The following is a 21,919-nucleotide window of genomic DNA, read 5'->3' as shown; positions in this document are numbered from 1 at the left end:
TATGTTTCAATCATAGTCAGGCTAGGCCTTGGCGTAAATATAATTCATTTAATCAGCACATTTTGCACGCTTAGACCGAAATTTAATCTACCGCAATCTGTTTTTGTCAAGGAGCAAATTTGTCAATATGGTGATATAAAGCCTAGAGAAATCGGGCTTAGCAGGATAAAATGTGCGACCGTTTTTTTGTTTTGGAGTGATCTGTGTCTTCTTCCGTTTGGCAAAACTGCCTAGCTAGATTAAAGGATGAATTGCCGGCTACAGAATTCAGCATGTGGATCCGCCCACTACAGACCGAGCTGAAAGATAATGTTTTAACCTTTTACGCACCAAACAGATTTGTACTGGACTGGGTGCGGGATAAATATCTTAACCACTTCACTTCTTTGTTAGCTGAGTTTTGTGCTAATGAAATGCCGATTTTAAAATTTGAGGTGGGTTGTAAGCCAGTTATTGTTGAAACCAAAGCGACAGAAAAACCAGAACAAGCTGTTTCGTTTAGCAACAGCAGTGATAAAACCCCTTGGGAACGAGAGCCTAAAGCCAAGCCTGAGATATTTCATCGCAGTAACATCAACTTAAACTATACCTTTGATAACTTTGTTGAGGGTAAATCAAACCAACTCGGCCGAGCGGCCGCACGCCAAGTAGCTGAAAATCCGGGTGGCTCGTACAATCCACTGTTTTTGTATGGCGGCAGTGGTTTAGGCAAAACGCATTTGTTACATGCGGTGGGTAATGGTATCCGCGAGCACAAAAAAGACGCTAAAGTGATTTACATGCACTCAGAGCGCTTTGTGCAAGACATGGTCAAAGCACTGCAAAGTAATGCCATCGAAGAATTTAAACGCTATTACCGTAGCGTGGATGCCTTATTGATCGATGACATTCAATTTTTTGCCAACAAAGAGCGCTCTCAAGAAGAATTCTTTCATACTTTCAATGCCTTACTTGAAGGTAATCAACAAATAATCTTAACCAGCGACCGTTATCCGAAAGAAATAGATGGCGTTGAAGACCGCTTAAAATCGCGTTTTGGTTGGGGCTTAACGGTGGCTATCGAGCCGCCAGAGCTCGAAACCCGTGTCGCAATCTTAAAGCGCAAAGCGGCAGAGCATAACTTTGATTTGCCAGATGAAAGTGCATTTTTTATCGCCAAACGTCTGCGCTCAAATGTGCGTGAGCTGGAAGGCGCATTAAACCGCGTGCGGGCCAATGCTGATTTCACAGGTCGCACAGCAACTATTGATTTTGTCCGCGAAGCGTTGCGTGATTTATTGGCACTGCAAGAAAAGTTAGTGACTATCGACAACATTCAAAAAACCGTGGCGGAATATTACAAGATCAAAATGGCAGACTTATTGTCGAAGCGCCGTAGCCGAAGCGTGGCTCGTCCACGTCAAATCGCAATGGCGCTGGCAAAAGAGCTAACCAACCACAGCTTGCCTGAAATCGGTGATGCCTTTGGTGGTCGCGACCATACGACTGTACTTCATGCTTGTCGTAAAATTTTGCAGTTACGTGAAGAAAGCCACGATATAAAAGAAGATTACTCTAACCTGATTAGAACCTTGTCATCGTAAAGGAAAGGCGACCATGCATTTTTCTATAAACAGAGAAGCCTTGCTAAGGCCACTACAACTTGTGACTGGCGCATTAGGCAGTCGTCCCACGCTACCTATCTTAGGTAACGTACTGATTGAGGTGAGTGATAATTTACTTTCATTAACGGGCACGGACTTGGAAGTAGAGTTGATCGGTCAAATGCCCTTAGAAGGTGATATTGAACCTGGACGTACAACGGTACCCGCGCGCAAGCTACTCGATATTTGTCGCGGCTTACCAGATCAATCAGATATTCGTTTAGCGTTAGAAAACGATAAGGTCATTTTACGTTCGGGTAGAAGTCGCTACACCTTATCTTCATTGCCTGCGAATGATTTTCCCAATATTGAATCTTGGCAGAGTATTGTTGAGTTTAGTTTGCCGCAAAGTCAGATGCGTCGCTTAATTGAAAGCACGCAGTTTTCCATGGCCAGCCAAGATGTACGTTACTACCTAAACGGTATGTATTTTGAAACCGATGGCCACGAGCTAAAAAGTGTCGCAACCGATGGTCATCGCTTGGCCATGTGCAGTGTGCAGCTTGAGCAGCCATTACAGAACCAATCGATCATTGTGCCACGCAAAGGGGTATTAGAGCTGATTCGTTTGTTAGACAATGACGATCAGGCACTGCAAATTCAAATTGGTAGTAATAATATTCGGGCTATTACCGCTGGGTTTACTTTCACTTGTAAATTAGTTGATGGTCGCTTCCCTGATTATCGTCGCGTGGTTCCTGATAATGGCGATAAAATTCTTTCATCGGGTCGTGAAGAGCTTAAGCAAGCATTTGCCCGTGCCGCCATTCTCTCGAATGAAAAGTTCCGTGGTGTGCGTTTAACGCTGTCTGAGAACTTATTAAAAATTACCGCAAACAATCCTGAGCGTGAAGAAGCAGAAGAAATCTTGGATGTTAGCTTTCCTAGTCACGAATTAGAGATCGGCTTTAACGTTAGCTATGTGCTGGATGTACTAAATACGCTAAAATGTGAGCGGATTAAGATCATCATGCGTGATGCAAATAGTAGTGCCTTGATTGAAGCCGATGAGTCTTCTGACGCTATGTATGTTGTGATGCCAATGCGCTTATAACATGGCCATTACTCAGGTTAATTTAAGCCATTTTCGAAATATTAAAGAGGCCAGTTTAAAACCTGACTTAGGCGTGAACTTATTACTGGGTAATAATGGCAGTGGCAAAACCAGCATCTTGGAAGCGATCCATTTTTTGGGATTAGGGCGGTCATTTCGCTCCCATCTCACCAAACGAATCGTACAGCATGAGCAAGATGCATTTACTTTATTTGCGCGCTTTCAACACCATGATCAAACCTTACCTCTGGGTTTGAGAAAGTCTCGTACTGGTGATACAGAGTTAAAAATTAATGGTCAACGCGCCGATAAACTCGCGCAATTGGCAGAACTGCTACCGCTACAATTAATCCACCCAGAAGGCTATAGCTTACTAACGGGTGGACCTAAGGGGCGGCGTAGTTTTATAGATTGGGGAGTGTTCCATGTGGAACCTTCTTTTTTCCCGCAGTGGTTAAGAGTGAAGCGTTTATTAAAACAGCGCAATGCGGCGTTAAAAACCGCACGCTCTTATCGGGATATTGGATTTTGGGACAACGAACTGGGTGAGCGTGCTTTACACATTACTCAGCTTAGACGCGATTATCTTAAGCGACTTGAAATAGAAATATTGAATACGGCAAAGGATTTTCTGCCTGAATTTGAGTTCAGTATTGAGTTTTTTCAAGGCTGGGATAAAAGCCGAGATTTGCTGGAGTACATGCAGCAAAACTTTGAACGAGACCGAGCTCTTGGATATACCAGCATAGGGCCGCAAAAAGCGGACTTACGCGTTAAGGTTGACGGAGTGCCGGTTGCAGACGTGTTGTCTCGAGGTCAGTTAAAATTATTGGTTTGTGCCCTTAGGCTTGCCCAAGGCAAATTCCAAAATGGGGTTGGTTCAACAAAATGTATTTTCTTGATTGATGACTTTGCGTCTGAGTTGGACCGAGAAAAACGTATACCCCTGGCAAAACATATTGCCGAATCCGGCGCTCAAGTGTTCATCACTGCAATTGAAAAAGAGCAGATAGAAGAATTATTTGGGCAACAAATTAAAGTGTTCCACGTGGAACACGGAAACGTTTCAGAGCAATAAGTGAGATCTTGGTATGTCAGAGAACTCTTACGACTCGTCGAGTATTAAGGTGTTAAAAGGGCTGGATGCGGTAAGAAAGCGTCCGGGCATGTATATCGGTGATACCGATGATGGTTCAGGTTTGCACCACATGGTATTCGAGGTGGTTGATAACTCAATCGATGAAGCCTTGGCCGGTCATTGTAAAGACATTGTGGTTACCATCCACCTTGATGGTTCGGTGTCAGTAAAAGACGATGGCCGTGGTATCCCAGTTGATATCCACGAGGAAGAGGGGGTATCAGCCGCTGAAGTTATCATGACGGTACTTCATGCTGGTGGTAAGTTTGATGACAACTCATATAAAGTATCCGGTGGTTTACACGGGGTAGGTGTGTCAGTTGTAAACGCACTGTCAGATAAGTTACGCATTAAAATTAAACGCCATGGCCGTGTCCATGAGCAAATTTATCACTTAGGTGTACCTGAAGCGCCATTAGAAGCAAAAGGTGAAACTGATAGTACTGGTACAGAAATTCGTTTCTGGCCAAGCCCAAGTGTGTTTGCAGACATTGAGTACCATTACGATATTCTGGCAAAGCGTTTACGCGAGCTATCGTTCTTAAACTCGGGCGTTTCAATTATTTTGCGCGATGAGCGTGAAGCAGACAAACAAGATCACTTCTGTTATGAAGGTGGTGTTAAAGCATTTGTTGAATACCTGAATAAAAACAAAAACCCCGTTCACGAAAAAGTATTCCATTTTTGTCATGAGCGTGAAGACGGTATTTCAGTTGAAGTATCAATGCAGTGGAATGATGGTTTCCAAGAAAATATTTTTTGTTTTACCAACAACATTCCACAGCGCGATGGTGGTTCTCACTTAGCGGGTTTCCGTGGCGCACTGACGCGTACACTGAACAATTACATGGAAAAAGAAGGCTACAACAAAAAAGGGAAAACCAGTGCTAGCGGTGATGACGCTCGTGAAGGTTTAACCGCTGTTGTGTCGGTTAAAGTTCCGGATCCAAAGTTCTCTTCACAAACTAAAGATAAATTAGTTTCATCAGAAGTGAAACCTGCGGTAGAGCAAACCATGGGAGAGAAACTATCTGAGTTTCTATTAGAGAACCCAGGTGATGCGAAAACGGTGGTTAACAAGATTGTTGACGCTGCCCGTGCTCGTGAAGCCGCCCGTAAAGCACGTGAAATGACTCGTCGTAAAGGCGCGTTAGATATTGCAGGACTACCCGGTAAGCTGGCCGACTGTTCTGAAAAAGATCCTGCTCTTTCTGAACTATATATAGTGGAGGGTGACTCTGCTGGTGGTAGTGCTAAGCAGGGACGTGATCGTAAAACTCAAGCTATTCTACCGTTAAAAGGTAAAATCCTTAACGTAGAGAAAGCACGTTTTGACAAGATGCTATCTTCACAAGAAGTTGCAACTCTTATCACTGCGATGGGCTGTGGTATCGGCCGTGATGAATATAACCCTGATAAAACACGTTATCATCGCATTGTCATCATGACCGATGCCGACGTCGATGGTTCGCATATTCGTACGCTGCTGTTGACCTTCTTCTATCGTCAAATGCCTGAAATTATCGAGCGTGGTTATATTTATATTGCACAGCCACCTCTTTATAAAGTGAAAAAAGGTAAGCAAGAAACTTACGTTAAAGACGAAGGCGCACTGCAAACTTACCTCACAGGCATGGCATTGGATAACGCAAGTTTACATGTTAATGAGCAAGCTCCGCCGATCAGTAACGAAAACTTAGAAAAAATTGTTACTCAATATCGTAACGTAGATAGCATGATTCAACGTTTCTCGCGTCTATATCCTATCGTTACCATGGATAAGCTAGTGTATTCAGAGCCGCTAACCGTAGCTGATTTAGCGGAAGAAGAAAGAGTAGAATCTTGGGTTAGCTTGATTATCGATGAGCTAAACGATGAAGAAACCAGTGGTGCTATTTACAGTCATAAAGTAGTTAAAGATGCAGAGAATGACGTTTTTATTCCTGTCATCACCATACGTTTACATGGTCTTGATACTGACTATGCATTCGGTTATGACTTCTTCTCGTCAAGTGAATATAAGCAGATCACTAGTTTAGGCCAAACCTTATCTAACCTATTAGAAGAAGGTGCATATGTTAAACGTGGTGAGCGGGTGCAACCAGTCTCGACATTTGAAGAAGCGTTAGCATGGCTAATGAAAGAATCAAAACGTGGCCTGTATGTGCAACGCTATAAAGGTCTAGGTGAGATGAACCCTGAGCAACTTTGGGAAACCACCATGGATCCAGAAAACCGTCGCATGCTTCAAGTTCGTATTGAAGATGCAGTGGGTGCCGACCAATTGTTTACCACCTTGATGGGTGATCAAGTTGAACCTCGTCGTGCATTTATTGAAGCGAATGCGATGAAAGTTGCTAACTTAGACGTTTAAACTAAGTCTATATTGTTCTTGTCTCTTAGTGGGGCAAGAGTCGTAAAGCAGCAAAGAAGCCAGTCAGTTATTGTCTGGCTTTTTTTGTATCTACTGTTTCACGTGAAACAGTAGACAAAAAAACTATATTTTTTGATGATAAATTTCGCTCCCACAAGGCCAAAGTTTGGAGTCGGAACTGAACTTATTCTGCGAACAAAGCGGGTGATACGCTAACTAAGTTAGCCATTCTATTCCGCATAAATAGCATTAATTTCCGCCGCGATAATCGCAATACCTTTTTCTACATCTTCTGTTTTTTGTGAATAATTCATGCGAATACACTCATGTGTATGCTGCCATTCTTGTTCTAAACCAGGGAAAAAATAATGGCCAGGAACGATTAATACGCCTTTTTGCTTTAATCTTTGATATAGCTCCTCACAAGTTATTGGCAGGTCCTTAAACCATAACCAGAGAAAAATCGCCCCTTCTGGTTTATGAATTCGAAAACCGGGAACGGTTATTTGTTCTTGCAAGAGTTTTACTGCGTGCATCGCGCGTTGTTGGTAAAAAGGTTTAACTATGTTTTCGCTTATCGAGATAATGCTCTTATCTTGGATAAAGGGCAGAGCTAGTTCTGGACCAATACTTCCTGGCGATAGGGCGATAATACCTGATAGGTTAGAGAGGGCAGTAATGGTCTCTTCTTTTGCCACCACTATGCCGCAACGCGCGCCGGGTAAGCCAAGCTTTGATAGGCTTAAACAGAGAATGATATTGTCATTCCAAATCGGAGTGACATCTTCAAAAATAATGTTTGGGAAAGGCGTGCCATAAGCGTTGTCAATGATAAGTGGAATGTCCTTAGCTTTGGCTATTGCATCCAACTTTTTTAACTCTTCGTCTGTAACAACATTACCTGTTGGGTTAGTTGGTCTAGAAACACACATTAGGCCAATATCATCACCGACCTCTAAATGCTCAAAGTCGACGTGGTATTTAAATAGGCCATCGTCTAACTCCTCAATACTGGGTTTTGCTGCTACAAATACTTCGTCATCTAATGTTGCATCGGCATAACCGATATATTCGGGAGCCAATGGGAACAGTACTTTTTTGTGGCTGCCGTCGCTGTACTTACCCGCAAACAAATTAAACAAATAGAAAAAGGCATTCTGACTGCCGTTGGTAAGGGCGATATTTTTACTGCTGATATCCCAGCCATATAAATCTTTGAATAGCTCGGCGAGGGCGCTTAGAAATGTATCTTTACCTTGTGGTCCATCATAATTGCCTAGGGCGTCAATTAAGGCGCCTGATTCATTGAGTTCCGTTAGCTTCTGCTTAAACAGGGTTTCAATCTCTGGAATCGATGCAGGGTTACCGCCTCCTAGCATCAGAATGTCGTCACCACCTCGTATCCCTTCATTGAGATCATCCATCAGTTGTGTGATGCCAGAGTGGCGGGTGAACTTGTTACCAAAAGATGAGAAAGACATATATTGAACCTACCGGAAAGGGAGTTATTACTGAAAAATCATGAGTGCAGAAGATAGCGGAAATAGCATTAGAAGTCATGTCGATTGTGTTCCACGTGAAACAAACGGAGCCATTGAAGCAGGCAATAGAACTCGCTCTTCGAAAAATGTTTCACGTGGAACATTAGAGGGGCTTCAGCTGAGCTATCGAATCTCGCTTTCATAATAGCCCTTAGCAACATATTTGGTTCACATGTGAAATATATAAATCATTAGCAAGGAATTTGTGATCGGGCAGACAATTGCACTAGGCTCATTTAAGTAAATTTATATTTTGAACATATGTCTTGGAGAGAGACCATGAGCACACAGAATGTATTCCATTTAGGTATCAATGCCGCCGATATTGAAGGGGCAGCATTAGCGATTATTCCAGGTGATCCGGCACGAGTAGAGCGGATCGCAAATTTAATGGATGAACCTAAGTTTCTTGCTTCTCATCGAGAGTATACCGTTTACCTCGCCAAGCTTGATGGTCATAGTGTGGTGGTTTGCTCGACAGGTATTGGTGGTCCATCAACGTCTATTGCCGTTGAAGAGCTGGCTCAGATCGGTGTACGTACTTTCTTGCGTATTGGCACAACCGGTGCGATTCAGCCGCATATTAATGTGGGTGACGTGATTGTAACCAGTGGTGCGGTGCGCTTAGATGGCGCGAGCTCGCACTTTGCCCCAATGGAGTTTCCAGCGGTTCCTGACTTCAATGTCGCAACGGCGATGGTTGCGGCAGCAAAAGCCTCGGGTGCTGATGTTCATGTCGGTGTCACGGCATCCAGTGACACTTTCTACCCAGGTCAAGAGCGCTACGACACTTTCTCTGGTCGCGTAGTTAAGCGTTTCCAAGGCTCAATGGCTGAGTGGCAACAAATGGGTGTACTAAACTTCGAAATGGAGTCAGCTACATTATTTACCATGTGTGCCAGCCAAGGGTTGAAGTCGGGTTGTGTTGCGGGGGTTATTATTAATCGAACCCAGCAAGAAATACCTGATGAGTCATTGATGAAAGGGACTGAGCATCGTGCAATTAGTGTGGTAGTCGACGCAGCACGTCGGTTACTTACGGAGTAGTTTTAGCTTAGACGTTTAGGTCTGTGAGAGAGCTAGAGCAAGAGCGACTAATTTAGTCGCTCTTTTTTTATGGCGTGATTATTCTACCCTGACTTGTACTTACTCGCGGCGGATCACTACCTGCGCTTCCATAATGACATCACGATTCAATTTACCCTCTACGACATCTTTGATGGTATCTAAGTCTGCGCCAGTTAATGCCGCAGGTGTAACAATTTGTAAAGAAAGCTCGATAGGCTCATTCGCTCGCGCTTGAATATGGCGCAGTATCACTGAGCCAATTTCCTTTCCTTCCAAAGCTTGTACTATTTTCGCTTCCTCCGATAAGCGCATAAAACTAAACACCAAAGGAATGCTGACGATGGCTACTGCTAATAGGGCGATACTTAGCCCTTTCTTTGCTCGGGTAAAGGGAGCAAAGCCCAAAGTAAGAAATGTTAAAGAGGCGGCAAATACAATGCCGGCTAAGTTAGTTAAAAACAGTAGTAGCGCCCCCCAGGCGACATGCCAATCTAACCAACCTAAACCTATTCCCGTCACTGCTAATGGTGGTACCAAGGCGACGGCAATGGCGACGCCTGCGAGGCTTTTCGCAGCATCAATTCGTGCATGGGCATAAGCACCAGCTATGCCTGATATCACGGCCACACCCAAATCGAGTAAGTTAGGGCTGAGACGCGCCGCTATTTCTGCGGTAACCACCTCCATGGGCATAATAAAACTGGCAAAGGATGAAAACAGTAACGCCATAAATAGGCCTGTCGCTAATGTTCTTAAGCTACACACGAGTAAGCTGGGATCTTGTCGTGTCATTGCCATTGCCAGAGAAATAATCGGCGCCATTAGTGGTGCTAGGATCATAGCGCCAATAATCACCGGTGCAGAGCTGGCATATAAACCAATACTGGCGAGGAGGGTTGATAGTACCATTAAAGTTAAAAACGCTGGTGAGGCTGTCGCATTTTCGCGTAATAGTTGGTAAAGGTCTTTAAACTCTTCTGGCGCTGCGTGAGCGATCAGAGACAAAGGTTTGGCTGCCATCGCGGTAATGGCTTCGCCAGCGGGTAGGCGTGACACTTTACGTTGCTCTTTGCTGCTCTGGGCATTGTCAGATATGGGCAATGATTCACCCACTAGCAGACTTAAACAGCGTGGTTCGGTGTCGATAACCAGCTGTTCTGCCGTCATGCTACGGCCGTCAATTTCATAATCGAGCTGCTGATTATTGCTAATGGTAAGGGTCTTAGTTTTAACCAAACCGAGAAAATCGGGTTGCTTCATCACACGGTTAAATGACGACTTAATAAAGAAACTCAATATTTCCATCACACTGCGCGGCGCTAAAATCATGGTATGAAGCATGCCATCATTGATATGGCTATCGGGTAATATGTTACGAGATAGCATAGAGCCATGGGCATGTTCGACGACAACGACACCAACTGCCGCGGTAGTAAAGGTGCTGTCATTAGCAGTTGAAAAACTTAAGCGTTTTGGTAGGAAGTTATTAACATGACGAATGTTGTCCCATGCTTTATTTAACCGCTCCTGCCACACATGGCTTTGTCCTCCGGGTCGTAAACTAAAGCCATGACCAAGCACCACTGAGCTTAATACTATTTCGTTATTACAGCGCAGCACATCAACTTTTTGTTCTTTAGCTTGCTCGGCTGCCTTAATCGCTTTTTCTAAATTGCTTTCTAGACAAAAGCCTCGCCGTGCATAACTGGCATTTGGGTGAGGTAAAATGGCTAAGTGCCAGCCTCCCATTAGCGCGGCATTTATGATGTTGGGAACTTGCTCATCGCTAATATACACGTAAACACGGCTTTCAGGATTAAATTGAGCGGGATCGTGCGCTGTCCATGCTTTAGGTAATACGTCGTCGCTAAATAATGGCAGTACTTTATCGGTAATGTCGTCTCTGTCGTCGACATCAAATAATAAGAAACTGTCTGACATAAAGGGCCTTATTCATTAAGTGGTTCACTACACTGGTTGCTGTGCTCATTCATTGATGCATAAAAAATGAGAGTGTTATGTAAGGTAAAAGAGATCTGTAACGAAAAAGTAAAATATAAATTAAGTAATAACTTGTGAAGAATAACTCTCATCAACAAAATATCACAATCATTATTACATGGTACAACTCGATGAAAAGAACAAAACTCAAGATATCTCTCATATTGACGGCTCTTGCGAGCGGGCAAAGTTTCGCTGCACCGCAAGAAAATCCAGATCAGTGTCAGTATCCACTGTCTTCACTCAGTCAGAAACAACAAATCGCTATGATGCAGCAAGGGATTGAAAGCTGTCTATTGGCGGCGGGGAACCAAAATTTTAAACGCCAAGGAAAGCAGTTAATCATCCCTCTAGCGAAAGGAAAGGTGACTTATCTAAACAAACCTTCGGAATATGATACCCACCGCACTTACCAATATGGTGGTTACGATAAAAAAAATGGTTTTCACTTGGTTGATGGTTCCGGCGGTGAGTGGCATTGGCATGAGCTTATTTCACATACAACGGGATATCGTTATACGCTTGATGGCGTCTTGATTGCTGGAGGGGTTTCGCCTGGTGCTAATCTGGCCTTTTTTACTTCCGGCGAAATGTCTTGTGGTAATGAAGTTTATGTCGGCAAGTTAACAACAGAGAAAAAACAAGGTGTGCTGAAAGAGGTTGAAAACCTGACACCACAGGTGAGTGTATGCCAAGATGAGCTGGTATCGGTTCCGGCATCGATCGAGTGGGTTTCTCATCGTCGCGTTCGTATTCAGTGGCACTGTCAGTTTAATTTTGAAGAGCAAGGCCAAGATGAAACGCTGATTGTTAATCAAAACGGCCACTGGCAGGCTGATCGGTTACCTTGTTTGAGTAACGCTAAGACACAAGGACAGACTCAGCTAGCTAAGCATGACAAGGCAGTATTAAGTGAAAATATGTCATTGAATGAGGTAGAAGCTTTATTCGGAGGTGATGCAGAAGCGTTTGTTGTTGACCCATTTGGTCTGTTAACAGAGAGTAGTATTACTCGAATTTGGAGTGTGAACGGCGCAAAACTGAAGGTAAAATTTGTCGATGACAAAGTGGTTAGCTGGAGCTACTAAGTCTGCCCGATGAATAAAATAAGAGCTAACTCTGGCTAATAATGTTTATGTTGGGGGGCTCATTGGTCAGCTGTATCGCACTTGAAATACAGCTGACTTGCTACAGGTTGAAGCCGTTGCAGTTATAGCAACTCCAACATGGTTTCAGCGCTTGATTCGCCGAACGTTTTTGCTGGCTCTACGTTTAGGTGTGTCACCACGCCATCTTTTACTATCATCGCGTAACGTGAAGAGCGGTAGCCGCCGAAGCTGCCAGTATCTTTGCCTAAGCCAATGGCTTTGGTAAAGCTAGCATCGCCATCAGCGAGCATGATCAGTTCATTGGCATTTTGCATCTCGCCCCACGCTTGCATCACAAACGCATCGTTTACCGATAAACAAATAATGCTATCAACGCCTTTGGCTTTAATTTGATCCGCCAATACTACGTAGCCCGGTAAGTGAGATTCTGAACAAGTAGGGGTAAATGCGCCAGGTACAGCAAAAAGTACGACTGTTTTATTAGCAAATAGGTCAGCAGTGGTTGGGTTTTCCATGCCCTCGTAAGTTAATACAGAAAAAGTTGCTTCAGGTAGTTTATCGCCAACGTTAATCATGGTGTGTCCTTATTTTATAGAGAGAATGCGCGCTATCCGCGTTTTGAAAATACGTTATCACTATAGCGCTAAATGATGACATAAAAAAACCCGATACGATGATCGGGTTTTAGTCACTATGATCGCGTCAGGTAATCAACCTTAGGTTGTTATCAGCCTTGTAATAGTGAAATATCAGCAATCTGCAAGAACAAGCCGCGTAGCTGGGTTAACAGTGCTAAACGGTTTTGTTTCAGAGCTTCATCGTCAGCCATGACCATTACCGAGTCGAAGAAGGCATCTACGCTTTCGCGTAAGCCTGCTAGTTCAGTTAGGGCAGCTTGGTAGTCACCTTTGGCAAACAAAGGCGCTAGCGCAACGCTAAGCTCGGCTACTTGGCTAGCCAGTGCTTGTTCAGCGGCTTCTTGTAACAACTCAGTATTTACTTTGCCGTCAGCGGGCGCGTTATTTTTCGCTAAAATGTTACCCACTCGCTTGTTCGCCGCGGCCAGTGCAGCAGCTGCGTCTAGGCTGCGGAAGTGACTCACAGCTTTAACACGCTTGTCAAAATCGGCAGGCTTAGTTGGGCGGTTCGCAAGCACGGCTTGGATCACGTCAACTTCAACTCCGGCTTCTTGATACCAAGCGCGGAAACGACCTAAAACAAAATCAACCACTTCAACAGCGACATTTTGATTACTTAACTTGTCACCGTATAGCTTAGCGCTGGCATCTACTAGGTCATTAAGATCCAGTGGTAGGTCTTTTTCTACGATAATACGTAATACACCAATCGCTGCGCGACGCAGGGCAAACGGGTCTTTGTCGCCTTTTGGCGTTTGACCGATACCGAAGATACCGACCAGCGAATCAAGCTTATCAGCCAGTGCTACTGCACAAGCAATTAATGAGTTAGGTAGTTGGTCACCAGAGAAGCGCGGCATATATTGCTCATTAAGCGCTTGTGCTACTTCGTTGGCTTCGCCATCGTGTTTTGCGTAGTACATGCCCATCACGCCCTGTACGTCAGGGAACTCCATAACCATTTCGGTCATTAGGTCGGTTTTTGACAGTAAACCAGCACGTTGTGCATGTTGGCTATTAGCACCAATTTTGTCAGCGATAAACTGCGCCAAATCAGCAATGCGCTCTGACTTCTCTTTTAGCGTACCTAGCTGCTGTTGGAACAACACGGTTGAAAGTGAATCTAAACGGCTTGCAAGGGTCTTTTTCTTATCGGTATGGAAGAAGAATTCAGCATCTGCTAAGCGTGGACGAACCACTTTCTCATTACCTTCTACCACTTGTTTCGGATCGCGGCTAACGATGTTAGAAACAAAGATAAAGCGGGGCATCAGCTTGCCGTCTTTATCTAATACTGGGAAGTATTTCTGGTTGTCTTTCATGGTTGAGATCAGCGCTTCAGACGGCACGTCTAAGAACTTCTCTTCAAATGAACCAACCATGGTCACCGGCCATTCTACCAGCGAGTTTACTTCTTCCAGTAAATCTTCATCGATATCGGCAACACCATTTTCATGGGCGGCAACGGCATCAACTTGTTCGCGTATGGCATCTTTACGACGTTGGTAATCAACGATGACCTTACCTTTCATGTCCAATAGGTTTTCGTATTCATCGGCATGATTGATGGTCATTTCGCCTTCACCTAAGAAACGATGACCACGAATAGTACGATCGGATGCCACACCTAATAGTTCACCTTGAATTAATTCACTGCCGTACAACATGGTTACTGTGTGTACTGGGCGAATAAATTGCGTGGTTTTTGCACCCCAACGCATTGGTTTTGGGATTGGCAGTTTAGCTAAGGCACTGGCGGCAAATGCTGGGATCAGCTCCGATACTGGCTGACCTTTCACTTCTGCTTTGTGCAGTAACCATTCGCCTTTGTCAGTGACTAAGCGTTCGGCTTGCTCAACGCTAATGCCGTTTGAGCGCGCCCAACCTTGTGCTGCTTTAGTTGGGTTACCGTCAGCATCAAATGCGCCACTTACTGCTGGGCCACGTTTTTCAACAATTTTGTCTGCTTGCGCTGCTTGTAGTTGGCTAACCACTAAGGCTAAACGACGAGGTGAGGCTAACCAGCGTACCCCTTGGTGCGTTAATTCAGCATTGCTTAACTCGGTTTCAAAGTTAGCAGCAAAGGCTTCGGCCAGTTTGCGTAGTGATTTTGGTGGTAACTCTTCGGTACCAATTTCAATTAATAGATTTTCCATGTTGTCCTCTACGCCTTGTCTTTACAAAGTGGGAAGCCAAGGGCTTCACGCGCTGCGTAATATGCTTCTGCTACCGCTTTTGATAGGGTGCGCACGCGTAAAATGTAGCGCTGACGTTCGGTGACCGAGATCGCGTGGCGAGCATCTAGCAAGTTGAAGTAGTGAGAGGCTTTCATCACTTTTTCATAGGCGGGTAAAGGCAGGCCTTTTTCGATTAATTCGTGACTTTCTTTTTCACACTGGTCGAAGGCAGCAAATAGCGCATCAACATCAGCGTGTTCAAAGTTGAAAGTAGATTGCTCAACTTCGTTTTGATGGAAAATGTCACCGTAGGTTACGCGGCCCATTGGGCCATCAGCCCATACTAAGTCATATACGCTGTCGACGCCTTGTACGTACATGGCAAGACGCTCTAAGCCGTAAGTTATTTCACCGGTCACAGGTGAACACTCAAGGCCACCTACTTGCTGGAAGTAAGTAAATTGAGTCACTTCCATGCCGTTTAGCCAGATTTCCCAGCCTAAGCCCCAAGCGCCTAGGGTTGGCGATTCCCAGTTATCTTCAACAAAGCGAATATCATGAATAGAAGGGTCGATGCCGATCGCTTCTAATGAGTCTAGGTATAGCTCTTGAATATTATCTGGCGATGGCTTCAGTACTACTTGAAATTGGTAGTAGTGTTGCAGACGGTTGGGGTTCTCACCGTAACGGCCATCGGTAGGACGGCGACATGGCTGCACATACGCACTGCTCATTGGCTCAGGGCCAATTGAACGTAAAAACGTTAACGGGTGGAAAGTACCTGCACCCACTTCCATGTCGAGTGGCTGTGCAATTACACAGCCTTGGCGTGCCCAATAATCTTGCAACGCAAGGATCAGGCCTTGAAAGGTCTTGATATCGAATTTTTGCATATTGGCTTAGCTGCTTTTCTTAAAAAAATACGCGCAAGTATAACTTTTATGGCGTCGGGTTTATAGAGCGATTATTGCTCTATCCCCTTGAGAGCGGTATTTCTTTGAGTGAATCACAGATTGCAGCATGATCCTTGATTAAAAAGAGAACTATCCCTTTTTGATCAAGTAGCGATACGGTTGATTTTCCGTTTCACTGGCCACTAAAGCATGATCCATAAAGCGACAAAAACTGGGAATATCGCGCGTAGTAGAGGGGTCGTCCGCGATCACCAGCAAGGTTTCGCCTGTGGTGAGTTTACGCACGGTTTTTCTGATCATCATTACAGGCTCAGGGCAACGTAGGCCGATGGCGTCTAATTGGTGATCTGCTTGTTGAAATATATCGCTCATTTTACTGCTTTTTATACTATAAAACGGTGGTTTATTCACCAGTTTTGAAATGATTACGTTGCTTATGGGTTATTTTTAGTCTTGCCTGCTTATTTTTAATTTGCGCAACTTTTGTGCAAAAAAGCCATTAGACTTAAAGGGAGCAGCATATCACTAAGGAGGCCGATATGTTACAGCAAATGATGCGATTAAACCTGTATTCTGGTTTGGGCTTTTTTGCCTTCGCGATGATAGTGCTAAACAGCCCTATAGGGAACACTGCCACTTGGCTAACCAGTTTAATTTTAATTGGTATCGGCTTTTGGATTGAATTGGGTGACGACTTTCAGGAAGACGACCAAGATAATTAACCTGCTAGATTTGTTATGACTGAGTGGCGACTATTGCCACCATCAGCTGCTGGGCTGCTTTTTCAGGGGTGATCTTAGGGTTGTTGAAAAAATGGCTAACCACATCCACTATGGCATTTTGGGTTAATCCTGTATTGGCCATACCTTGAGCTAACGATGGTAATAAAGTTAGCTGGCTAAAGTCTTTTATATCTTGTTGTGAGCAAGCATCAAACAGTGCAGGGTTGATGTCTTGGCGTGCCGGAATTGAGCCTTTTATTTGGTTAAATTTAACCTGTAATTCTTTGCCTGAAATACTTTTGGCAAGGTCGGTTTGCGCTTGCTGGTTATCGGGTTGTTGATGTTTTTTGAAAAATACAAAGGTATCGATGTTATAAGCAAAGGTGTCTTGAGTACCAGGCGCGGGAACGCAGTAATAATCTTCATTGGGTCTTTGTTGTTGTAAGCTCAGCTCTCCTTTTACCCAGTTACCCATCACTTGCATTGCCGCTTTCTTTGCTATCAATAATTGGGTGTTTTGGTCCCAGTTTCGGTCGATAGCTTGAGCATCGACTAGGTTTCTTAAGGCGCGAAACTGTTCAAATACCGCGACTAATTTAGCTGATTGAAAACTACTAGGATCATGCTGAACAAAAATAGCACGGTACAAGTCTGGGCCTAGCACCGAGATAGCAACCGATTCAAACAATAACGTATCTTGCCAAGGCTGTAAGCCATGAGCAAAGCCAATATAACCGGCTGCTTCGATGATTTTTGCGGTGTTAATAAACTCGGCCCAAGTGGTTGGTGGCGTTAACTTGAGCTCGTCAAAAATAGCCTTATTAAGCCACAGCATATTGACCCGGTGAATGTTAAATGGCACTGCGACAAAACTATCTTGGTAGCGCAAATAGTCTAATACTGTTGGCGAGTAAAGGGTCGACCAGTGTTGCTCTTTGGCTAAGTCATCTAGGGGCAATAAAAAGCGCAACGAGGCCCATTCTTGTATTTCTGGCCCTTTAATTTGTGCGCTGGCGGGAGGGTTGCCGGATACTGCCCGTGTGCGCAACACGGTCATGGCACTGTCGCCACCGCCACCGGTAACGGCAAAATCTCGCCACTGATGGCCTTGATCGACTAATGATTGCTTAATTAAATTTAGGGCTTTGGTTTCACTGTCTGAAGTCCACCAATGTAATACCTCGACATTGCCGGCATAGCTTAATGGGCAAAGTAATCCTAACAATAGGCACAGGCGTTTCATTATAACTCCGAGTAATGACTGCGAGGCAGGCGTAACTTTATTAGTAAACCGCCATCACTGGCGTTGGTGAGTTCAATATCACCGCAATGAGCATGCACAATATTGCGCACTATGCCTAAGCCTAAACCATAGCCTGGCTCTTCGCTGTGTAAGCGCACATAAGGGCTAAAAATGCGCTCAAGCTCTTGCTCAGGAATACCTGGGCCTTGATCTTGAATGGTGATATGTAAATTATCGCCTATGTCCATTAGGGTGATCACCGCTTTATTACCATATTTGATAGCATTGTCGACTAGATTGGTCAGGCAGCGTTTTAAGCCTAGTGGTTTACCGCGATAGGGCGCCACATAATGGCCGATTATTTTAGTTTGCTCAGGGTAAATTTCACATACTTGGTGGACCAGTTTTAAGATATCAATTTCGGTTATGTTTTCATGAATATCAGTATCTTTTACCGTTTGCAGCGCCCCCTTCACCATTAGTTCTAATTCATCTAAATCGGTATTAAATTTCTCGATTTTTGCTTCATCATCGAGCAATTCAGCGCGCAGGCGCAATCGAGTAATCGGGGTTTTTAAGTCATGAGAGATCGCGCTAAATAACGATTCTCGATCAGCAATATAGCGCTGCAGCTTTTGTTGCATGTTATTAAAGGCGCGAGTGGCGGTTAGCAACTCTAACGCGCCTTCTTCTTTTAATGGCGCTTGGTGTAAGTCTATACTCATATCAGAAGCGGCGCGGGCCAATCGAGCCAGAGGCCGTGTTTGCCACTGAAACAGTGAAAAAGTAAACAACAACAAAAAGATAGTGGTTAAGATGATGGTAGTGAGTTGTGGGCTGGGGATCAGGTCTTTTTGCTCGACGATATAAGGGGGTGGCATCAGCGCCGCTAAATACAGCCATTCGTTACTGGATAGTTCAATTTGCAGCACCAAAATAGGTAAGTTGAGTTTACTGGTGAGTAGTGAGTAACTGGCCCAAGACGGTGGTAAATCGGTTAGTAAGGTGTCGTTATTCAGCACCTTGAGTTCATTTGGCCGCGAAAACTCTATTTTTATCGGATAACTTGGCCCTAACTTATGCCGTAAAATTTCGTCCATCTTATTTATGACTAAGGTTTTTTGTGGCGAGTCGGCGATTGGGTTGATGATAATTTCTTCGCTATTTAACGACACAAAAAATCGCGACCCGCCCATATTTCGCAGTTGGTCTAGCACGATGTGACGAAATTCGAGGGGTAATTTTTTAAAGAAACTGGCCGTGCTCGCTGCGCTATTGGCCAACTGTTCGGCGTTGCTTTGCAGGGCGGTGTTCTCTTGCGTGGTGAATAAATTAACCCAAATAAAACTACTAATACCTTGGGCTAACGCCACGGAAAAAATGATGATGATCACCATTCGGTTAAGCAGTGACTTAGGCCAAAGGCTAAGCCATAAATTGCGCCAAAGCTGGGCAATTTGGTGGGAACTAGCCTTCATGTTTCACTTCTGCTATCAGCACATAGCCGGCGCCACGGATGGTTTTTATTAGTTTTGGACTTTTGCCGTTGTCCCCTAAGCGTTGGCGTAGCCGACTGAGTTGTACATCAATGCCGCGCTCCATCGGCAGCGCTTCGCGGCCGCGGGTGGCATCAGAAATAGTATCGCGATCGAGTATTTGATTGGGGTGTTGTAAAAACAGCATCAGCAGGTTGTAGTCGGCACCCGATAGCTCCAACTCTTCTTTGTCTTGGCTTGTTAAGCTACGCTTTAATGTATCCAGCCGCCAATTAGCAAAATGAATATAACGTGAACCACTGCTGGCACTAAACTGCGCACGTCGCAGCAGGGCTTTAATACGGGCCAGTAATTCACGGGGGCTGAAAGGTTTCGCGATATAATCATCGGCACCAATTTCTAACCCAATCACTCGATCGGTTTCGTCTGAGCTCGCGGTGAGCATGATGATTGGCACGTTAGAATCACGGCGAATTTTTTGGCATAGGGTAAAGCCATCATCTCCGGGCATCATAATGTCGAGAATAATAAGATCGGGCACCATCTCATTTAAACGCTGAAACATTTCGATGCCTTCAGCGGCAGTGGTTACGGCAAACCCTGCTTTTGCGAGGTATTGTTGCAGTAATTCACGTATTTCAGTGTCGTCATCAACAATTAAGATTTGTTTGGCGCTGTTCATATTATCGCTAGTCGTTATTGGCTAAATAGGCTTGAATGAGTTAATTGAAGCCTTGCTAAGGATAAAAAGCAATAACCAGAGTGTGTTAGTGTGGGATGGCTCGGCTAGGTTGGTTTTATATGATGTTAATTTGAGTTAGTAATGCTCATTATTAAGCAACATCAACCTAGCCAATAGTTGTTTGGATGGTTTAGTACAAAAAACGCCCAATAGGATTAAGCAGTTTGCTCACACCAGAGGTAAAATGCAGCGGTGCATTGGACACGGTATAACACAAACAACCTTCAGCCGTATAAGGACTATGTTGATGCTCACCATTTAAGATAATAAAGTCACCTTTTTCATAGCGACCCGACTCATCTTCAAAACAGCCATCCAAAAGTAGAGTTAACTCATATCCCTTATGGGTATGGTGTGGTATCGCGCTGTCTTCGCCTATTTGCAGCAAGCTAGCATGAACTTCACCTTCTTCAAGGGGAAGCCGGGCTCGTTGAATATTACCTAGGCCGCTCCATTTACTATCCGCAAACTTATTCAAAGCGCGCGGTAAAGTATAAACTTTTTGCTCCACTTTTATTGTAGTGGCCGCTTTAACCGGCGCTAGCTGGTGGGTAACAGGCTCTGCCGTGATGTTCGCCATCATGGCAGAAAAATCTTCGCTAGCAGATAAATCAAGCTCTTCGTTAAATTCTTCATCTGCTAAAGCTTGGGTCATTTTTGCTGCAATGGCTTTACAGTGCGGACATAAGTCTAAGTGAATACTCACCGCGATTGAAAGAGAAGCGGGTAACTCACCAGCGGTAAACGCTTGAATCATGGTAGATTCTGGATGATGTTTAATCATTATGCTGCTCCATTTGTTCTTTCAACTTTTCTAACCCCAAGCGTAGTCGGGACTTAATTGTGCCTAAGGGCACTTTTAAGTGTTCAGCAAGCTCCTGATGGGTCATCTCTTTTAAATAAATCGCCTCGACCACTTCTTTTTGTTTTGCCGGTAAGGTATCCAGCCCTTGAATTAGCTGAGCACGCATTAAGTGGTCGTCCTCATGGTCCGGCTCAGCGTCGGCCTCTTCGTATAATGGCCACAGGTCATCACTTAAATTATCTTCTTTGTTATGCTTTATTTTTCTAAGCATATCAAAGCTATAGTTACGCATAATGGTAAATATCCAAGTGGACGCCTTGCCTTTGTCAGGGCTGTAGAGCTGGGCTTTGCGCCAGACTAAGCTCATGGTTTCTTGCACTAAATCCATTGCCAACGCTTCTTGTCGAAATTGTTTTAAGCCAAATGCTTTAATCTTGGGTGCAAAAAAGGCAAACAATTTGGCAAATGCGGCCTTGTCCTGATCCCTTGCAACGGCAAGCAAGTGCTGATTCAGCTCAGGCTGAATATCGAGGTTTGGGTCTGGCTTTTTAATGTTGGCATCCGCTAACTGACTAGTTTGATACATGATTTTATGCTCTTAGCTGATGATGTAAAGCTGCAACGGTGCAAACTGATAAGTACAAGCAGCACCCACTAGAAAACCAATACGCCATTGTTAATGGCTTAGATCATTTTGTTGCAATAAAACATCGTCAATGAGCTGTAACAAGCCTTCAAATTTCAGTTGCATAAATAGGTTCTGCTTTTTTTGTGCTGGCATTGGCAGCAGTTCTAGCCAGCGCTGACAGACCCAAGTTAAGTCTTGCAGTGGTTGCTGTAAATCTTGTTGCTGATATAGGGTGTGGTCACGCAATAACTTGGCAAGACTGTCGGCAACAAATTGGTGCTCTTTACTCACTTTTCTGGGCGGCCAGTTTTCTAGTAGCGTTACTTTACCTTGGCGTAATCCATCCTTATCGGTTGTGAAGTTGTCAATGCAAAAGCGGTCTTTCCCTTCAATGGAAATACTGAGGGTGCCGTCTTCGAAGCGATCGAAATCAAATATTTCAACGCGGGTTCCTGCTTGCATCAGTTGTTGCTGAGCGACATCCGCAAAACTACATAAGCCAAATCCGGTTTGGTTTTTTAACGATTCAGACACCATACGCTGGTAACGTGGTTCAAAAATCCGTAACTGGGTTTTCCCGCCAGGTAAAAGAAAGACTGGCAGTGGAAATAAGGCTAATTTCATCT

The 21,919-nt window shown here is 44.4% G+C and carries 19 protein-coding genes; 7 read left to right on the top strand and 12 right to left on the bottom strand.

The annotated features are described in order from the left end of the window. The first annotated feature begins 203 nt into the window (after positions 1 to 203). Genes dnaA through gyrB form a run of 4 tightly spaced genes read left to right on the top strand, consistent with a single transcriptional unit; the run spans position 204 to position 6,209 of the window. Complete coding sequence (gene dnaA, locus K1M91_RS12490) at positions 204 to 1,583, top strand: chromosomal replication initiator protein DnaA (protein ID WP_232802104.1); 1,380 nt, start codon at positions 204 to 206, stop codon at positions 1,581 to 1,583. A gap of 13 nt (positions 1,584 to 1,596) precedes the next feature. Then, positions 1,597 to 2,697 (top strand): DNA polymerase III subunit beta, encoded by a 1,101-nt coding sequence (gene dnaN, locus K1M91_RS12485; protein WP_232802103.1) that lies wholly within the window; start codon positions 1,597 to 1,599, stop codon positions 2,695 to 2,697. 1 nt (position 2,698) lies between these two features. After that, entirely contained in the window at positions 2,699 to 3,775 is a 1,077-nt protein-coding gene (recF, locus tag K1M91_RS12480; RefSeq protein ID WP_232802102.1) for a DNA replication/repair protein RecF, read from the top strand. Positions 3,776 to 3,788: 13 nt separating this feature from the next. Then, the gene (gene gyrB / locus K1M91_RS12475) at positions 3,789 to 6,209 is read left to right on the top strand and encodes a DNA topoisomerase (ATP-hydrolyzing) subunit B (protein WP_232802101.1); all 2,421 of its coding nucleotides are present in this window, start codon (positions 3,789 to 3,791) and stop codon (positions 6,207 to 6,209) included. 230 nt (positions 6,210 to 6,439) lie between these two features. Here gyrB and K1M91_RS12470 read toward each other — a convergent pair whose 3' ends face one another. Next, positions 6,440 to 7,690, bottom strand: coding sequence for a valine--pyruvate transaminase (locus tag K1M91_RS12470; RefSeq protein WP_232802100.1), 1,251 nt, complete (start codon positions 7,688 to 7,690; stop codon positions 6,440 to 6,442). Between the two features lie 339 nt (positions 7,691 to 8,029). Here K1M91_RS12470 and udp point away from each other — a divergent pair, with 339 nt between their 5' ends. Beyond that, complete coding sequence (udp, locus tag K1M91_RS12465; protein ID WP_232802099.1) at positions 8,030 to 8,797, top strand: uridine phosphorylase; 768 nt, start codon at positions 8,030 to 8,032, stop codon at positions 8,795 to 8,797. Positions 8,798 to 8,896: 99 nt separating this feature from the next. On the opposite strand, the gene K1M91_RS12460 is transcribed toward udp, so the two are convergent. Next, positions 8,897 to 10,759 (bottom strand): TIGR00341 family protein, encoded by a 1,863-nt coding sequence (locus K1M91_RS12460; protein WP_232802098.1) that lies wholly within the window; start codon positions 10,757 to 10,759, stop codon positions 8,897 to 8,899. A gap of 191 nt (positions 10,760 to 10,950) precedes the next feature. On the opposite strand from K1M91_RS12460, the gene K1M91_RS12455 reads away from it, so the two are divergent. Next, the gene (locus tag K1M91_RS12455; protein ID WP_232802097.1) at positions 10,951 to 11,907 is read left to right on the top strand and encodes a hypothetical protein; all 957 of its coding nucleotides are present in this window, start codon (positions 10,951 to 10,953) and stop codon (positions 11,905 to 11,907) included. A 122-nt stretch (positions 11,908 to 12,029) separates the two neighbouring features. Here the strand turns inward: K1M91_RS12455 and K1M91_RS12450 are convergent, their stop codons facing one another. From K1M91_RS12450 to tusA, 4 genes are all read right to left on the bottom strand, one after another. Then, positions 12,030 to 12,503, bottom strand: coding sequence for a peroxiredoxin (locus tag K1M91_RS12450; protein ID WP_232802096.1), 474 nt, complete (start codon positions 12,501 to 12,503; stop codon positions 12,030 to 12,032). A 152-nt stretch (positions 12,504 to 12,655) separates the two neighbouring features. Continuing rightward, on the bottom strand, positions 12,656 to 14,722 hold the full coding sequence (gene glyS / locus K1M91_RS12445) for a glycine--tRNA ligase subunit beta (protein ID WP_232802095.1): 2,067 nt from the start codon (positions 14,720 to 14,722) through the stop codon (positions 12,656 to 12,658). An 8-nt stretch (positions 14,723 to 14,730) separates the two neighbouring features. Then, positions 14,731 to 15,636, bottom strand: a complete 906-nt coding sequence (glyQ, locus tag K1M91_RS12440) for a glycine--tRNA ligase subunit alpha (RefSeq protein WP_232802094.1) — start codon at positions 15,634 to 15,636, stop codon at positions 14,731 to 14,733. A gap of 150 nt (positions 15,637 to 15,786) precedes the next feature. Further along, the gene (tusA, locus tag K1M91_RS12435; RefSeq protein WP_232802093.1) at positions 15,787 to 16,029 is read right to left on the bottom strand and encodes a sulfurtransferase TusA; all 243 of its coding nucleotides are present in this window, start codon (positions 16,027 to 16,029) and stop codon (positions 15,787 to 15,789) included. A gap of 167 nt (positions 16,030 to 16,196) precedes the next feature. Here tusA and K1M91_RS12430 point away from each other — a divergent pair, with 167 nt between their 5' ends. Then, the gene (locus K1M91_RS12430; protein WP_232802092.1) at positions 16,197 to 16,379 is read left to right on the top strand and encodes a hypothetical protein; all 183 of its coding nucleotides are present in this window, start codon (positions 16,197 to 16,199) and stop codon (positions 16,377 to 16,379) included. A gap of 13 nt (positions 16,380 to 16,392) precedes the next feature. Here the strand turns inward: K1M91_RS12430 and K1M91_RS12425 are convergent, their stop codons facing one another. From K1M91_RS12425 to K1M91_RS12400, 6 genes are all read right to left on the bottom strand, one after another. Further along, the gene (locus K1M91_RS12425) at positions 16,393 to 17,622 is read right to left on the bottom strand and encodes an ABC transporter substrate-binding protein (protein ID WP_232802091.1); all 1,230 of its coding nucleotides are present in this window, start codon (positions 17,620 to 17,622) and stop codon (positions 16,393 to 16,395) included. After that, positions 17,622 to 19,100, bottom strand: coding sequence for an ATP-binding protein (locus tag K1M91_RS12420; protein ID WP_232802090.1), 1,479 nt, complete (start codon positions 19,098 to 19,100; stop codon positions 17,622 to 17,624). Before K1M91_RS12420 ends, K1M91_RS12425 begins: the two co-directional genes overlap by 1 nt. After that, positions 19,090 to 19,800, bottom strand: coding sequence for a response regulator transcription factor (locus tag K1M91_RS12415; RefSeq protein ID WP_232802089.1), 711 nt, complete (start codon positions 19,798 to 19,800; stop codon positions 19,090 to 19,092). Before K1M91_RS12415 ends, K1M91_RS12420 begins: the two co-directional genes overlap by 11 nt. 190 nt (positions 19,801 to 19,990) lie before the next feature. Next, complete coding sequence (locus K1M91_RS12410; RefSeq protein WP_232802088.1) at positions 19,991 to 20,644, bottom strand: ChrR family anti-sigma-E factor; 654 nt, start codon at positions 20,642 to 20,644, stop codon at positions 19,991 to 19,993. Then, on the bottom strand, positions 20,637 to 21,251 hold the full coding sequence (locus tag K1M91_RS12405; protein ID WP_232802087.1) for a sigma-70 family RNA polymerase sigma factor: 615 nt from the start codon (positions 21,249 to 21,251) through the stop codon (positions 20,637 to 20,639). Before K1M91_RS12405 ends, K1M91_RS12410 begins: the two co-directional genes overlap by 8 nt. A gap of 90 nt (positions 21,252 to 21,341) precedes the next feature. Further along, the gene (locus tag K1M91_RS12400) at positions 21,342 to 21,917 is read right to left on the bottom strand and encodes an LON peptidase substrate-binding domain-containing protein (protein ID WP_232802086.1); all 576 of its coding nucleotides are present in this window, start codon (positions 21,915 to 21,917) and stop codon (positions 21,342 to 21,344) included. Positions 21,918 to 21,919: the final 2 nt, after the last annotated feature.

It is taken from the genome of Motilimonas sp. E26, assembly GCF_021278025.1.
Classification (GTDB): domain Bacteria; phylum Pseudomonadota; class Gammaproteobacteria; order Enterobacterales; family CBDFNC01; genus Motilimonas.
This window is presented reverse-complemented; position numbering and strand designations above follow the sequence as displayed.

Coding starts and splice junctions, on each gene's coding strand:
- K1M91_RS12460 (WP_232802098.1), bottom strand. CDS start 10,759: ATGTCAGACAGTTTCTTATTATTTGATGTCGACGACAGAGACGACATT.
- K1M91_RS12450 (WP_232802096.1), bottom strand. CDS start 12,503: ATGATTAACGTTGGCGATAAACTACCTGAAGCAACTTTTTCTGTATTA.
- udp (WP_232802099.1), top strand. CDS start 8,030: ATGAGCACACAGAATGTATTCCATTTAGGTATCAATGCCGCCGATATT.
- dnaN (WP_232802103.1), top strand. CDS start 1,597: ATGCATTTTTCTATAAACAGAGAAGCCTTGCTAAGGCCACTACAACTT.
- K1M91_RS12420 (WP_232802090.1), bottom strand. CDS start 19,100: ATGAAGGCTAGTTCCCACCAAATTGCCCAGCTTTGGCGCAATTTATGG.
- K1M91_RS12410 (WP_232802088.1), bottom strand. CDS start 20,644: ATGATTAAACATCATCCAGAATCTACCATGATTCAAGCGTTTACCGCT.
- glyS (WP_232802095.1), bottom strand. CDS start 14,722: ATGGAAAATCTATTAATTGAAATTGGTACCGAAGAGTTACCACCAAAA.
- K1M91_RS12400 (WP_232802086.1), bottom strand. CDS start 21,917: ATGAAATTAGCCTTATTTCCACTGCCAGTCTTTCTTTTACCTGGCGGG.
- K1M91_RS12455 (WP_232802097.1), top strand. CDS start 10,951: ATGAAAAGAACAAAACTCAAGATATCTCTCATATTGACGGCTCTTGCG.
- K1M91_RS12470 (WP_232802100.1), bottom strand. CDS start 7,690: ATGTCTTTCTCATCTTTTGGTAACAAGTTCACCCGCCACTCTGGCATC.
- K1M91_RS12405 (WP_232802087.1), bottom strand. CDS start 21,251: ATGTATCAAACTAGTCAGTTAGCGGATGCCAACATTAAAAAGCCAGAC.
- K1M91_RS12425 (WP_232802091.1), bottom strand. CDS start 17,622: ATGAAACGCCTGTGCCTATTGTTAGGATTACTTTGCCCATTAAGCTAT.
- K1M91_RS12430 (WP_232802092.1), top strand. CDS start 16,197: ATGTTACAGCAAATGATGCGATTAAACCTGTATTCTGGTTTGGGCTTT.
- tusA (WP_232802093.1), bottom strand. CDS start 16,029: ATGAGCGATATATTTCAACAAGCAGATCACCAATTAGACGCCATCGGC.
- gyrB (WP_232802101.1), top strand. CDS start 3,789: ATGTCAGAGAACTCTTACGACTCGTCGAGTATTAAGGTGTTAAAAGGG.
- recF (WP_232802102.1), top strand. CDS start 2,699: ATGGCCATTACTCAGGTTAATTTAAGCCATTTTCGAAATATTAAAGAG.
- glyQ (WP_232802094.1), bottom strand. CDS start 15,636: ATGCAAAAATTCGATATCAAGACCTTTCAAGGCCTGATCCTTGCGTTG.
- K1M91_RS12415 (WP_232802089.1), bottom strand. CDS start 19,800: ATGAACAGCGCCAAACAAATCTTAATTGTTGATGACGACACTGAAATA.